Source organism: Streptomyces sclerotialus, assembly GCF_040907265.1.
In the GTDB taxonomy this organism is placed as follows: domain Bacteria; phylum Actinomycetota; class Actinomycetes; order Streptomycetales; family Streptomycetaceae; genus Streptomyces; species Streptomyces sclerotialus.
Genome location: NZ_JBFOHP010000002.1, coordinates 1,824,248 through 1,838,053, shown reverse-complemented (window position 1 = coordinate 1,838,053; position 13,806 = coordinate 1,824,248). Strand labels below are relative to the sequence as shown.

Here is a 13,806-nt window from a genome sequence, read left to right as displayed (position 1 = left end):
TCCGATGACTGTACGAGCGGCGGTGGCCGGGGCCAGCGGATACGCGGGCGGCGAAGTCCTGCGTCTGCTGCTGGCGCACCCCGAGGTCGAGATCGGTGCGCTGACCGGCAACTCCAACGCGGGCCAGCGGCTCGGCGCGCTCCAGCCGCACCTGCTGCCGCTGGCGGACCGGGTGCTGGCGCCGACCACCACCGAGGCGCTGGCCGGGCACGACGTCGTCTTTCTCGCGCTGCCGCACGGGCAGTCGGCGGCCGTGGCCGAGGAGCTGGGCCCGGACGTGCTGGTCGTGGACTGCGGCGCCGACTTCCGGCTGAAGGACGCGGCGGACTGGGAGAAGTACTACGGCTCCCCGCACGCCGGTACCTGGCCGTACGGCCTCCCCGAGCTTCCCGGGGCGCGCGCCGCGCTGGAGGGGTCCAAGCGCATCGCCGTCCCGGGGTGTTACCCCACCGCCGTCTCGCTCGCGCTGTTCCCGGCGTACGCGGCGGGGCTGGCCGAGCCGGAGGCCGTGATCGTCGCGGCGTCCGGTACCTCGGGCGCGGGCAAGGCGGCCAAGCCGCACCTGCTCGGCTCCGAGGTGATGGGGTCGATGAGCCCGTACGGCGTCGGCGGCGTGCACCGGCACACCCCGGAGATGATCCAGAACCTCAGCGCCGCGGCCGGCGAGCCGGTCAGCGTGTCCTTCACGCCGACCCTCGCGCCCATGCCCCGCGGCATCCTCGCGACCTGCACGGCCAAGGCGAAGCCGGGGCTGACCGCGGAGGACCTGCGCGCCGCGTACGAGAAGGCCTTCGGCGACGAGCCCTTCGTGCAGCTGCTGCCCGAGGGGCAGTGGCCGGCCACCGCCGCCGTCTACGGCTCGAACGCGGCACAGCTCCAGGTCGCGTACGACGCGGCCGCCGGGCGGATCATCGTGATCTGCGCGCTCGACAACCTCGCGAAGGGTACGGCCGGAGGCGCCGTACAGAGCATGAACATCGCCCTCGGGCTCCCCGAGGACACGGGACTTTCCACGATCGGAGTCGCGCCGTGACGGTAACGGCAGCCAAGGGATTCACGGCGGCGGGCATCGCCGCCGGGATCAAGGAGAACGGGAACGCGGACCTCGCCCTCGTGGTGAACAACGGCCCGCGACTGGCCGCCGCCGGCGTCTTCACCGCCAACCGCGTCAAGGCGGCGCCGGTCCTCTGGTCCCAGCAGGTGCTCAAGGCCGGTCAGCTCAGCGCCGTCGTGCTGAACTCCGGCGGGGCGAACGCCTGCACCGGGCCGAAGGGCTTCCAGGACACGCACGCGACCGCGGAGAAGGTCGCCGAATCGCTCAACACCGCGGGGCTCGACGACACGGGCGGGCACGCCCCCGGCATGGTCGCGGTCTGCTCGACCGGCCTCATCGGCGAGCTGCTGCCCATGGACAAGGTGCTGCGCGGCGTCGACAAGGCGGTCGCCCAGCTGAGCCCGCACGGCGGCGAGAAGGCCGCCATCGCGATCAAGACCACCGACAGCGTGCACAAGACCGCGTTCGCCGAGCGGGACGGCTGGGTCGTCGGCGGCATGGCCAAGGGCGCGGGCATGCTCGCGCCGGGCCTGGCCACGATGCTCGTCGTGCTCACGACCGACGCCGACGTGCCGGCCGAGGAGCTGGACACGGCGCTGCGGGCCGCCACCCGTACGACCTTCGACCGCGTCGACTCCGACGGCTGCATGTCGACCAACGACACCGTGCTGCTGCTCGCCTCGGGCGCGTCCGGCGTCTCCCCGGCGTACGACGACTTCGCCGAGGCCGTGCGGGAGGTCTGCGACGACCTCGCCCGGCAGCTCATCGGCGACGCCGAGGGCGCCAGCAAGGACATCCGCATCGAGGTGGTCAACGCCGCGAGCGAGGACGACGCCGTCGAGGTCGGCCGGTCCATCGCGCGGAACAACCTGCTCAAGTGCGCCATCCACGGTGAGGACCCCAACTGGGGCCGGGTGCTGTCCGCCATCGGCACCACCTCCGCCGTCTTCGAGCCGGACCAGCTGAACGTCGCGATCAACGACGTCTGGGTCTGCAAGAACGGCTCGGTGGGGGAGGACCGCGACCTGGTCGACATGCGCTACCGGGAGGTCCGCATCACCGCCGACCTCGCCGCCGGGTCCGAGTCCGCCGTCATCTGGGCCAACGACCTCACCGCCGACTACGTCCACGAGAACAGCGCGTACTCCTCATGAGCGAACCGACCACCGCACGCAAACACACCGCGCTGCCCAAGGCCCGCATCCTCATCGAGGCGCTGCCCTGGCTCACCCGGCACCACGGGAAGACCGTCGTCATCAAGTTCGGCGGCAACGCCATGGTCGACGAGGAGCTGAAGGCCGCCTTCGCGCAGGACGTCGTGTTCCTGCGGCACGCGGGGCTGCGCCCGGTCGTCGTGCACGGCGGCGGCCCGCAGATCAGCAAGCAGCTGGACAAGCTCGGCATCGAGTCGGAGTTCAAGGGCGGGCTGCGGGTCACCACGCCCGAGGCCATGGACGTCGTACGGATGGTGCTGGCCGGGCAGGTCCAGCGCGAGCTGGTCGGGCTGCTCAACCAGCACGGGCCGCTCGCCGTCGGCATGACCGGCGAGGACGCCCACCTGATGACCGCCACCAAGCACTACGCCGACATCGACGGCGAGCTGGTGGACATCGGCCGGGTCGGCGAGATCTCCGCCATCGACGTGGGCGCCGTCCAGGCGCTGCTGGACGACGGCCGCATCCCGGTGATCTCCTCCGTCGCCCGGAGCGCGGACGACGGACACGTGTACAACGTGAACGCCGACACCGCCGCAGCGGCGCTCGCCGCCGCGCTGAACGCCGAGACCCTGATGGTCCTCACGGACGTCGAGGGCCTGTACGAGGACTGGCCGAACAGCGACGAGGTCATCTCCCGGCTCACCGCCACCGAGCTGGAGAAGCTGCTGCCGGACCTGGCCAGCGGCATGGTGCCCAAGATGCGCGGCTGCCTGCACGCGGTACGCAACGGCGTGCACACCGCCCGGGTGATCGACGGGCGGGTCCAGCACTCGATCCTGCTGGAGATCTTCACCGACGAGGGCATCGGCACGATGGTCGTGCCGGACGCCAAGGAGCACACGGACGACGAGGGGGCGGCAGCATGACGGCCGGCGTGACCAACACGGACCTCACCCGGCGCTGGCAGGGCGCCATGATGGACAACTTCGGCACGCCCCGCGTCCCCCTGGTGCGCGGCGAGGGGACCAGGGTCTGGGACGCCGACGGCGCCGAGTACCTGGACTTCCTCGGCGGCATCGCGGTCAACGCGCTGGGCCACGCCCACCCGGCCGTCGTCCGCGCCGTCTCCGACCAGGTCGCCACCCTCGGGCACGTCTCGAACTTCTTCGTCGCCGAGCCCACCGTGGCGCTCGCCGAGCGGCTGCTGAGCATCGCCGGCGGCCGTCCAGGACGGGTGTACTTCTCCAACTCCGGCGCCGAGGCCAACGAGGCCGCCTTCAAGATCGGCCGGCTCACCGGCCGGACCCACGTCGTCTCCACGGCCGGCGGCTTCCACGGCCGGACCATGGGCTCCCTCGCGCTGACCGGCCAGCCCGCCAAGCAGGACCCCTTCCGGCCGCTGCCCGGCGACGTGACGTACGTGCCGTACGGCGACACCGAGGCGCTGCGGAAGGCCGTCACCACCGACACCGCCTTCGTGATCCTGGAGCCGGTGCAGGGCGAGAACGGCGTCATCGTGCCCCCGGCCGGATACCTCCAGGAAGCCCGCGAGATCACCGCCGCCACCGGCACCCTGCTCGTCCTGGACGAGATCCAGACCGGCATCGGCCGGACCGGGCACTGGCTGGAGTCCCAGGCCCAGGGCGTCGTCGACGCCGACATCGTCACGCTCGCCAAGGGGCTGGGCGGCGGGCTGCCGATCGGCGCGACCCTCGCGTACGGCAAGGCCGCCGAGCTGCTCACGCCGGGCGCGCACGGCTCCACCTTCAGCGGCAACCCGGTCGTCTGCGCGGCCGCGCTGGCCGTCCTGGACACCATCGAGGCGGACGGGCTGCTGGACCATGTGAAGCGGGCGGGGGAGCGGCTGCGGGACGGGATCGAGGCCCTGGGTCACCCGCTCGTCGGCTCGGTCCGCGGTGCGGGCCTGCTGCTGGGTATCGTCTTGAGCGGGCCGCATGCGCCGAAGGTGCAGCAGGCCGCTCAGGACGCGGGTCTCCTGGTGAACGCCGTCGCGCCGGACGTGGTCCGGCTCGCACCGCCGCTGATCGTCTCCGACGCTGAGGTGGACACGTTCCTCCAGAAGCTCCCCGGCGTCCTGGACGCGGCAGGCGAGGCGGCCGACGGGGAACGACGAGCCGGAGACTGAACGAGACGATGACCGAGGCGCAGGACAACGATTCGCTGCACGGCCCTGCCGTACCGCAGACACGGACCGCCCGGCACCGCCGGATCGTGGACATCCTCAACCGCGATCCGGTCAGGTCGCAGAGCCAGCTGGCCAAGCTGCTGGCCGACGACGGGCTGAGCGTCACCCAGGCGACGCTCTCCCGCGACCTGGACGAGCTGGGCGCGGTGAAGATCCGCAACACCAACGGTGAGCTGATCTACGCGGTGCCCAGCGAGGGCGGCTTCCGCACGCCGAAGGCGCCGCTGGGCGAGTCGGCCAAGGAGGAGCGGATGCGCCGCCTCTCCGGCGAGCTGCTGATCTCCGCCGAGGCGTCGGCGAACCTGGTGGTGCTGCGTACCCCGCCGGGTGCGGCGCAGTTCCTCGCCTCGGCCATCGACCAGGCCGAGCTGCACGTCATCCTCGGCACCATCGCGGGGGACGACACCCTGCTGCTGATCAGCCGTGACCCGGACGGCGGCCAGGCGCTCGCCGATCATCTGCTGCGGCTGGCGCAGAAGTCCGGCTGAGCCCGGCCCGACGCACGTACGGCCCGCTCCCTCGGGGGCGGGCCGTACGCGTGCCGGGCCGTACGCGCGTCAGGAGGCAGGCAGCGGCGGCAGCGGCAGGGGCAGGCCCGGCAGCCCGTCGATGCTCTGCGCGATGTGCTCCTTCTTGCGGAAGTACGCGTCGAGGCTCTCGTCCGTCTCCCGCGCGAAGCGCGAGGCGTGCAGCGGACGGTCCTCGTCGTACGTCATGAACGGCACGCCGTAGCCGCAGGTGTCCCGGATCAGCTCGGCGGTGACCACGATGATCGCGCGCAGGCCGTGCGCCGCCCCGTCGACGCCGGGGAAGTGCGCGAGCAGGTCACCCCACCGAGGATCGTCGCGGAAGACCGGCTCACCCCGGCCGTGCACGCGGACGATGTTCGGCGGCCCCTCGAAGGCGCACCACATCAGCGTGATGCGGCCGTTCTCCCGCAGGTGCGCGATGGTCTCCGCGTTGCTGCCCGCGAAGTCGAGGTACGCCACGGTGCGTTCGTCGAGCACCGCGAAGGACCCGCTCAGCCCCTTGGGCGAGAGGTTGACCGTGCCGTCCCCGGACAGCGGTGCGGTAGCGGTGAAGAAGATCTTCTGCGCCTCTATGAACGCGCGCAGCCTGCCGTCGATACGTTCGTGAACCTTTCCCATACGCTCCAGTATCCGTTTGCCACGGGGGCGTTGGGAGGGCCGCAGGTCTCGCTCCGGAAACGTCCGCAACGGAGGCTCTCGAAAACCTCCCGGCCGTGGCAGAGTGTGCGGACACCCGCCCGGCGGCGGTGATCGGACGGCCGCCCGGGCGGCGAGGCGGACGAGGAGGCAGCGGCATGGACCGGCGGATGCGGCCGGCGGACGCCCTGCGGGCGCTGCTCGCGGTCTGCGCGCTCGTCCTCGGCGGGCTGAGCCCCACGGCGGCGGCCGCGACGACGGCCTCGTACGCGGACGGCGTGCCGTACGCGGCCAGGGGCCCGGCAGGATCCCCGCACGCGCACGACGGCTCCGCGCATCCCGCGAACCTGCCCGCCGTCCTCCGCACCGGCGGCCGCACCGCCCCCGCCGAACAGCACGTGGCCCACCCGGCACCGGGCCTCGGCCCGGCCGGCCGCTACGCGCCCCGGCTGCGGGCCCTGTCCTGGCTGCCGGTGCTCCGGAGTACCGGCGACCGGCAGCAGTTCTCGGCGGGCCTCCGGCCGGCCCGCGCCCCGCCCCTCTCCCACAGGTGAACACGCCACACCACGGCACGCCCTGACCTGTCCCCAGGTCCCGGGGCGTCCGCCGTGCTTCCCGCCGTGCCCGTACGTACCGGCCGCGGCGTTCCCCGCCGTACCCGTACGCCCGCGCGTACCCGTACGGATCTCCGCCGCGCCCGTACGCGACCGGGCGCGCGGCACCGCCTGTTGGAGGCCCACGCCCATGAACCGCGCTTCGAGGCTGCGCGCGCTGCTCGCGCTCGCCGTCCTCGCCCTCTCGCTGTACCTCACCTTCACCCAGTCGCCACGCCTCGGACTCGACCTGCGCGGCGGCACCCAGATCGTCCTGGAGACCCGGGACTCGCCCACCGCCGAGGCCGACCGCGAGGCCACCGAACGCACCCTGGAAGTCCTCCGCCGCCGCGTCGACGGCCTCGGCGTCTCCGAACCGAACCTCGCCCGCTCCGGCGAGCACCGCATCGTCGTCGAACTCCCCGGCGTCCAGGACCCGCGCGAGGCCGCCGAGGTGCTCGGCCGCACCGCACAGCTCACCTTCCACCCCGTACGCGGCACCGAACCGGCCGGCTCCCGGCAGCCGGGGCCCAAGGACGACCGCAGCCTGCGCGACGAGACCGGACAGCCGCTGCGGATCGGCCCCGCCGCGCTGACCGGCGAACAGGTCGACGGCGCCGAGGCCGGCTTCGACGCCGAGCGCGGCAGCGGCTGGTACGTCACGGTCGACCTGCGCGGCACCGGTGAGCAGAAATGGGCGAAGCTCACCGGCGACGCCGCCTGCAAGCCGATGGGCGACCCCGCCCGCCGCGCCGCCATCGTCCTGGACGACAAGGTCATCTCCTCCCCGCAGGTGAACGAGTCGGTGGCCTGCGGCACCGGCATCACCGGCGGCTCCACCCAGATCACCGGCAACTTCACCCAGCAGGAGGCCCAGGACCTCGCGCTGCTCATCAAGGGCGGCGCACTGCCCGTCCCCGTCGAACTGGTCGAGCAGCGGACCGTCGGGCCGACGCTGGGCGCGGACGCCATCGAGGCCAGCGCCGAGGCCGCGGTCATCGGCATCACCCTCACCGCGCTCTTCATCATCGTCGTCTACCGGCTGCTCGGCGCCCTCGCCGCGATCGCCCTGGCCTGCTACGCGCTGATCTCCTACGCCGCGCTGCTGGCGCTCGGTGCCACGCTCACCCTCCCGGGCCTGGCCGGCTTCGTCCTGGCCATCGGGATGGCGGTGGACGCCAACGTCCTCGTGTTCGAGCGGGCCAGGGAGGAGTACGCGATGACCGGGCGCAAGCGGAAACGGCGCGGCGGCCCGGACGACGCCGCGCGGCCGAGCATCCGTACCGCCCTCACCGCCGGCTTCCGCAATGCCTTCAGCGCCGTCGCGGACTCCAACATCACCACCCTGCTCGCCGCCGGACTGCTGTTCTTCTTCGCCTCCGGGCCGGTGCGCGGCTTCGGCGTCACCCTCTCCATCGGCGTCCTCGCCTCGATGATCAGCGCACTCGTCGTCACCCGCGTCCTCGCCGAATACGCCGTCGGCCGGGACCTGGTCAAGGCCGCGCCGCGGATCACCGGGCTGGCCAAGGAAGGCCGGGTCCGCACCTGGCTCACCCGCCGCGCCCCCGACCTGATGCGCCACCGCCGCCGCTGGCTGGCCGGTTCCGCGCTCGTCCTCGTCCTGGCCGGCAGCGGCATCGGCCTGCGCGGCCTCGACTTCGGCGTGGAGTTCACCGGCGGCCGGATGGTCGAGTACAGCACCGCCACCGAGGTGGGCCCCGGCGCGGCGCGCAAGGCGCTCGCCGAGGCCGGCTTCCCGCGTGCCGTGGTCAACTCCTCGGGCGAGGGCGACCTCACCGTACGCACCGAGAAGCTGACCGCGGCGCAGGAGAGCGAGGTCCGGGAGACCGTCGCCGGGCTGGGCGGGAAGACCGAGAAGGTACGGGACGAGCTGATCGGCCCGAGCCTGGGCGACGAACTGCGCCGCAACGCGCTCATCGCCCTCGGCGTGGCGCTGCTCGCCCAGCTCGGCTACCTCGCGGTCCGCTTCCGCTGGACCTTCGGCGCCTCGGCGGTCGCCGCGATGGCCCACGACGTGCTGATCCTGGTCGGCGTCTTCGCCTGGCTCGGCAAGCCTGTCGACGGGGTCTTCCTGGCGGCGCTGCTCACCGTCATCGGGTACTCCGTCAACGACTCCGTCGTGGTCTTCGACCGGGTGCGCGAGCTGTGGGGCGCGAACCGCAGGGCCCGGTTCGACCGGATCGCCAACTCCGCGATCCTGCAGACCCTGCCGCGCACCGTGAACACCGGCATCGGCGCCGTCCTCATCCTGGCGGCACTGGCGGTCCTGGGCGGTGACACGCTCACCGACTTCGCGGTGGCGCTGCTGATCGGCATCGGCGTCGGCACGTACTCGTCGCTGTTCACCGCGATGCCGCTGGCCATCTCGCTGGAGGCCCGCAACTCGGCGCCGCCGCCCCGGCCCGTCACGCGCCGCAAAACCCAGCCCCTGACCGGGCCACGCGGCAGGGCGGGAGCGGGCCGCGTGGACGACACGGGCGCGGTGGTCTGACCCGAGGGCGCCACCGGGGGCGCGGGCCGTGACGGGTACGGCCCGCTACGGCCCGCGCCCGCTGTGGCCCGCGCCCGTCTCAGGGCCGGCGCGCTTCCGCTTCCCGCGCCGGTACCGCCGTGGCGCCCGTCCCCGGTGCGCCGGCGGCCCCGCCGTCCTGCCCGCGCCGCCGCCGGGCGCGTACCCCGTACGCCGCGAGGACGACCACGAGCGTGACGGCGCTGGCAGCGAAGTCCATGCGGGTGCCGGGAAGGACGGCCATCGTGACGATCACCACCGTCATGGCGGCCACGGTGAACCAGCTCAGGTACGGGTACCACCACATCTTCAGCTGGAGCGCTTCCGGGTCCTCGCGTTCCAGACGGCGGCGCAGCCGCAGCTGGGAGAGGGCGACGAGCAGGTACACGAAGAGGGCCACCGCGCCGTAGGAGTGCACGATGAAGGAGAAGACCGCGTCCGGCGAGACGTAGGCGATGACCACCGAGACGTAGCCGAGGGTGGTCGCGAGGAGGATCGCGCGGCGCGGCACGCCCCGCTTGCTGAGCTTGGTCAGCCCGCGTGGCGCGTCGCCGTTCCGGGTGAGCGCGAAGACGATGCGGGAGGCGCTGTAGAGCCCCGCGTTGAGCGAGGAGAGCACGGCGACCAGGATCAGGGCCCGCATCAGGGTGCCCGCCGAGGGGATGCCGATCTCCTGGAGCGCCGCGACGTACGGGCCGTCGGCCACGTCCGGGTCGTTCCACGGCACGATCGCGATGACCAGGAAGACCGAGCCGACGTAGAAGAGCAGGACGCGCACGACGACGGAGTGGGTGGCCTTGGCGACGTTGCGGCGCGGCTCGCTGGACTCCGAGGCCGCCAGCGCGGCGATCTCGGCACCGGTGAAGAAACCGACCGCGGGAATGACGGCGGCGAGCACCGGCCCGATGCCGTGCGGCGCGAACCCCTGGTGCGCGGTCAGATTCGAGACGTCCGCGTCGTGCGCGCCCGGCCACAGCCCCAGCACGAATACCAGGCCGAGCACGAGAAATACGGTGATGGCGGCGACCTTGACGGAGGAGAACCAGTACTCGAACTCCCCGAAGGACTTCACGGAGAACATGTTGACCGCGGTGAGGACGACCATCAGGCAGAGGCTGATGACCCACAGCGGAATTCCCGGCAGCCAGACGTGCAGCTGGCTCGCGCCGGCCACCGCCTCCAGCGCCACCACATTCACCCAGAAATACCAGTAGAGCCAGCCGATGGTGAAGCCGCCCCAATTGCCCAGGGCGAGGCGTGCGTACGCGTAGAAGGAGCCGACCGAGGGACGCGCCACCGCCATTTCGCCCAGCATCCGCATCACCAGGATGACCAGCCCGCCGGCCAGCATGAACGAAATGACGGCGGCCGGCCCGGCGTCCTCGATGACCACACCGCTGCCCACGAAGAGCCCCGCGCCGATGACCCCGCCAAGAGCGATGAGCCGCATATGGCGCTGTTTCAGTTCGCTGCGCAGTCCGGCTCCGGCTCCTTCGACGGCTTCCTTGTTGTCTTCTCCCACGGGTGTTCCATTTCGTTGGGTGAATCGGCATTGCCCGGAATGGCGGCCCGCCGGCGAACTCCGAGAAAGCGCCGAGAAGCAGCGTTGTCGCGGTACCGGAGGGAGTTTAGAACGCGGACATGGCGTCGTTGTTGCAGGCGGATTGCACCATGATCTTCCGGGCGTACGCCAAGAGGGGGCGGGCGGACACGTCGTCCGCCCGCCCCCTGCGCCACGTGCGGCTCTAGACGAGGACCTCGTCGACGTCCACGTACTTCAGGTCGTGCGCCTCGGCCACCGGCCGGTAGGTGAGCTGACCGCCCATCACATTGATGCCCCGCTTGACGGCGGGGTCGGCCTCGGCCGCGGCCGCCAGGCCGTTGCCGGCGATGGCCAGGACGTACGGCAGGGTCACGTTGGTCAGCGCGTACGTGGAGGTGTTCGGGACCGCGCCCGGCATGTTCGCGACGCAGTAGAAGACCGAGCCGTGGACCCGGTGGACCGGGTCGGCGTGCGTCGTCGGCCGGGAGTCCGCGAAACAGCCGCCCTGGTCGATGGCGATGTCGACCAGTACCGAGCCCTCCTTCATCCGCGACACCAGGTCGTTGCTGATCAGCTTGGGGGCCCGGGCGCCGGGCACCAGCACCGCGCCGACGACCAGGTCCGCCTCCAGGACGGCCCGCTCCAGAGCGAAGGCGCTGGACGCGACGGTCCTGATCCGGCCCTGGTACATCCGGTCGGCGGCCCGCAGCTTCTCGATGTCGATGTCCAGCAGTGTGACGTCGGCCCACATGCCGGTGGCCACGGCCACCGCGTTCATGCCGGAGACGCCGGCGCCGACGACCACGACCTTGGCCGGGGAGGTGCCGGACACCCCGCCCATCAGCACGCCGCGGCCGCCCGCCGCCCGCATCAGGTGGTACGCGCCGACCTGCGGCGCCAGCCGGCCCGCCACCTCCGACATCGGGAACAGCAGCGGCAGCGAACCGTCCGCCGGCTGCACCGTCTCGTACGCGACGCCGGTGATCCCGGACTCCAGCATCGCCTGCGTGCACTCCTTGGAGGCCGCCAGGTGCAGGTACGTGAAGAGCAGCTGCCCCTCGCGCATGCGGTGGTACTCCTCCGCGACCGGCTCCTTGACCTTGAGGACCATGTCGGCGGTGGCCCAGACCTGATCGGCGTCCCGCAGGAGGGTGGCGCCGGCCGCCGCGTACTCGGCGTCCGGGATCGAGGATCCGGTGCCGGCGCCCTGCTCGACGTACACGGAGTGGCCGTGCCGGACCAGCTCGTGGACGCCTGAGGGGGTGATGGCCACCCGGTACTCGTGGTTCTTGATCTCGCGCGGGATCCCGATCTTCACGAAGAACTCCCATCGGTAGGGCGGGCGCGGACAGGGCGCCCGGCGACCTGCGGTGTCCGTGGCACCGGCGTGCGCGGCCGACCGGCCCGGGCATGAGCGCCAGTTCTCCGGCTCCTGACGGGCCCGGAGCCGGACGTACCGGCCCCGCCCGGCCGGCCGATTTCCCGGCTCCGCCCTCCTGGCCGGTGGCCCGGACGCGATCACGATCCCGCCGGCCGGCCCCCTGCGACAAGGCAAATCCGGTCAATCCGACCGGGACTCCGCCGATGCGACCGTGCTCCGGCCTGTTGACGGGTAGTTGAAAGCTGATTCACAGTAGCCGGCGCGGCTCCGGCCCCGGCCCGGGCGGTTGGCCGGTGCCCCCTTACGTCCTACGTGATGGTGAGTGAGGAAGGCGCGATGCGATGACCGACGTCACGGCCAGGGAAGAGCTGCTTCGTGGCGCGCCCAGCGGCGCAACCGCAACCGCACCCGCAGCCCCCGGGGTCGCCGAGTGAGTGCGTACCGGGAGCGACCCTGGCTGGCGCGGTACGGCGAGGGGGTGCCGGGCGACATCACGCCCGAGTACCCCACGCTCCTGCACGCGTTCCGGGCCTCCGTCGAGCGCAGCCCCGGTACCGAGGCGATCCGGTACTTCGACGGTGTGCTGACCCTCGCCGAGCTGGACGCCGCGTCCGACGCCCTCGCCGTCGCGCTGGCCGAGCGCGGTTTCGCGCCCGGCGACCGGCTGGCGCTGTACGTCCAGAACGACCCGGCCTTCGTCATCGGGCTGCTCGCCGCCTGGAAGGCCGGCGGTGCCGCGGTCGCCGTCAACCCGATGAACAAGGCCCGCGAGCTGACGTATCTGCTCACCGATTCCGGCGCGAGCGCGCTGCTGTGCCTGGACGGGCTGTACGAGAGCGTGGCCAAGGGTGTCATCGGCGGCGGGGGGACGCAGGTCGCCACCGTGGTGACCTGTTCGCCGTCGGACTGGCAGACGCGGGACGACCCGCGGCTGTTCGCCGGTGTGCGGAGGAGCCGGCCCCGGGGGACGCTCGGTCTGCGTGCGCTCGTCGAGCGGTACGCGGGGCGGGCCCCGGAGCCCGTGTCGCCCGCGCCGGGGGACATCGCCGTGCTCACGTACACCTCCGGTACGACCGGGGAGCCCAAGGGGGCGCTGAACACGCACGGCGCGATGCTGTTCAACGCCTGTACGTACCGGGACTGGATGCGGCTGGGGGAGGACGACAGCATCCTCGGTGTCGCGCCGCTGTTCCACATCACCGGGCTGATCGGGCATCTCGCGCTCGCCCTGCTGCTGCCCTGCCCGCTGGTCCTCGCGCACCGTTTCCACCCGGGCGTGGTGCTGGACGCGCTGCGCGAGCACCGGCCGACGTTCACGGTCGGCGCCGTCACCGTCTTCATCAGCCTGGCCGGCGCCCCGGACGCCACCCGTGAGGACTTCGCCTCGCTCCGCGTCGTCTACTCCGGCGGCGCGCCCGTCGCCCCCGCCGTCAACGAGCGGTTCGAGGAGGCGACGGGGCGGTACCTGCACAACATCTACGGGCTGACGGAGACCAATTCGCCCTCGCACGCCGTGCCGCTGGGCACGCGGGCGCCGGTCGACCCGGAGTCGGGCGCCCTGTCGGTGGGCGTACCGGTCTTCAACACCGTCGTGCGCGTCCTCGACGAGAACGGGGAGGAGGTACCGGTCGGGGAGACGGGGGAGATCGCCACGTCGGGGCCGCAGGTGGTGCCCGGGTACTGGAACAAGCCGGAGGCGACGGCCGCCGCGCTGCCCGGCGGGGAGCTGCGTACCGGCGACGTGGGGTTCATGGACGCCGAGGGCTGGTTCTACCTGGTGGACCGCAAGAAGGACATGATCAACGCGGCCGGGTACAAGGTCTGGCCGCGCGAGGTGGAGGACGTCCTCTACGGCCATCCGGCGGTGCGGGAGGCGGCGGTGGTCGGCGTGCCGGACGCGTACCGGGGCGAGAGCGTGCAGGCGTACGTGTCCCTCAAACGGGGCGAATCCGTCACGGAGGAGGAGCTGATCGGGTACTGCAAGGAGCGGATGGCCGCGTACAAATACCCGCGCTCCGTATCCTTCCTGGATGAGTTGCCGAAAACGGCCACGGGGAAGATCCTCCGTCGCGAGCTGCGGGAAACGCCGCGGTAACGCGAAACGTCGGCGAAACGTCGATGTTCGATACCGGAAATTGCGGCGGGTCACTCTCTTCCCTGGCCCGGCGGCCCCTCC

At 72.3% G+C, this 13,806-nt stretch carries 11 protein-coding genes; 8 read left to right on the top strand and 3 right to left on the bottom strand.

Annotated features, from left to right (window positions below):
- Positions 1 to 4: 4 nt before the first annotated feature.
- From argC to AAC944_RS08200, 5 genes are read left to right on the top strand one after another with little or no spacing between them, the layout of a single operon-like run.
- Complete coding sequence (gene argC / locus AAC944_RS08220) at positions 5 to 1,033, top strand: N-acetyl-gamma-glutamyl-phosphate reductase (protein WP_030616263.1); 1,029 nt, start codon at positions 5 to 7, stop codon at positions 1,031 to 1,033.
- A complete protein-coding gene (argJ, locus tag AAC944_RS08215; protein WP_030616257.1) occupies positions 1,030 to 2,208 on the top strand; it encodes a bifunctional glutamate N-acetyltransferase/amino-acid acetyltransferase ArgJ in 1,179 nt (392 codons plus the stop codon). Before argC ends, argJ begins: the two co-directional genes overlap by 4 nt.
- Positions 2,205 to 3,137 carry an acetylglutamate kinase gene (gene argB / locus AAC944_RS08210; RefSeq protein WP_030616255.1) on the top strand — a complete coding sequence of 311 codons (933 nt, stop codon included), beginning with the start codon at positions 2,205 to 2,207 and terminating at the stop codon, positions 3,135 to 3,137. Before argJ ends, argB begins: the two co-directional genes overlap by 4 nt.
- Entirely contained in the window at positions 3,134 to 4,357 is a 1,224-nt protein-coding gene (locus AAC944_RS08205) for an acetylornithine transaminase (RefSeq protein WP_030616252.1), read from the top strand. The genes argB and AAC944_RS08205 overlap by 4 nt, the downstream gene beginning before the upstream one ends.
- Before the next feature lie 8 nt (positions 4,358 to 4,365).
- Positions 4,366 to 4,905 (top strand): arginine repressor, encoded by a 540-nt coding sequence (locus AAC944_RS08200; RefSeq protein ID WP_030616248.1) that lies wholly within the window; start codon positions 4,366 to 4,368, stop codon positions 4,903 to 4,905.
- Positions 4,906 to 4,974: 69 nt separating this feature from the next.
- Here AAC944_RS08200 and AAC944_RS08195 read toward each other — a convergent pair whose 3' ends face one another.
- Positions 4,975 to 5,565: a pyridoxamine 5'-phosphate oxidase family protein gene (locus AAC944_RS08195; protein ID WP_030616245.1), complete on the bottom strand. Its 591-nt coding sequence runs from the start codon at positions 5,563 to 5,565 to the stop codon at positions 4,975 to 4,977.
- Positions 5,566 to 5,741: 176 nt separating this feature from the next.
- Between AAC944_RS08195 and AAC944_RS08190 the strand changes: the two genes are divergently transcribed.
- Both AAC944_RS08190 and secD read left to right on the top strand, forming a co-directional pair.
- Complete coding sequence (locus AAC944_RS08190; protein ID WP_030616242.1) at positions 5,742 to 6,137, top strand: hypothetical protein; 396 nt, start codon at positions 5,742 to 5,744, stop codon at positions 6,135 to 6,137.
- A 190-nt stretch (positions 6,138 to 6,327) separates the two neighbouring features.
- Positions 6,328 to 8,688, top strand: coding sequence for a protein translocase subunit SecD (gene secD, locus AAC944_RS08185; protein ID WP_078888622.1), 2,361 nt, complete (start codon positions 6,328 to 6,330; stop codon positions 8,686 to 8,688).
- Positions 8,689 to 8,767: 79 nt separating this feature from the next.
- Here the strand turns inward: secD and AAC944_RS08180 are convergent, their stop codons facing one another.
- Positions 8,768 to 10,228: an amino acid permease gene (locus AAC944_RS08180; RefSeq protein ID WP_368397014.1), complete on the bottom strand. Its 1,461-nt coding sequence runs from the start codon at positions 10,226 to 10,228 to the stop codon at positions 8,768 to 8,770.
- A 223-nt stretch (positions 10,229 to 10,451) separates the two neighbouring features.
- Entirely contained in the window at positions 10,452 to 11,567 is a 1,116-nt protein-coding gene (ald, locus tag AAC944_RS08175; RefSeq protein WP_030616235.1) for an alanine dehydrogenase, read from the bottom strand.
- Positions 11,568 to 12,060: 493 nt separating this feature from the next.
- Here ald and AAC944_RS08170 point away from each other — a divergent pair, with 493 nt between their 5' ends.
- The gene (locus AAC944_RS08170; protein ID WP_030616233.1) at positions 12,061 to 13,725 is read left to right on the top strand and encodes a class I adenylate-forming enzyme family protein; all 1,665 of its coding nucleotides are present in this window, start codon (positions 12,061 to 12,063) and stop codon (positions 13,723 to 13,725) included.
- The last annotated feature ends 81 nt before the right edge of the window (positions 13,726 to 13,806 follow it).

Excerpts from the sequence above, each read along its gene's own strand:
- argC (WP_030616263.1), top strand. The coding sequence starts at position 5 with ATGACTGTACGAGCGGCGGTGGCCGGGGCCAGCGGATACGCGGGCGGC.
- argB (WP_030616255.1), top strand. The coding sequence starts at position 2,205 with ATGAGCGAACCGACCACCGCACGCAAACACACCGCGCTGCCCAAGGCC.
- AAC944_RS08205 (WP_030616252.1), top strand. The coding sequence starts at position 3,134 with ATGACGGCCGGCGTGACCAACACGGACCTCACCCGGCGCTGGCAGGGC.
- AAC944_RS08200 (WP_030616248.1), top strand. The coding sequence starts at position 4,366 with ATGACCGAGGCGCAGGACAACGATTCGCTGCACGGCCCTGCCGTACCG.
- AAC944_RS08195 (WP_030616245.1), bottom strand. The coding sequence starts at position 5,565 with ATGGGAAAGGTTCACGAACGTATCGACGGCAGGCTGCGCGCGTTCATA.
- AAC944_RS08190 (WP_030616242.1), top strand. The coding sequence starts at position 5,742 with ATGGACCGGCGGATGCGGCCGGCGGACGCCCTGCGGGCGCTGCTCGCG.
- secD (WP_078888622.1), top strand. The coding sequence starts at position 6,328 with ATGAACCGCGCTTCGAGGCTGCGCGCGCTGCTCGCGCTCGCCGTCCTC.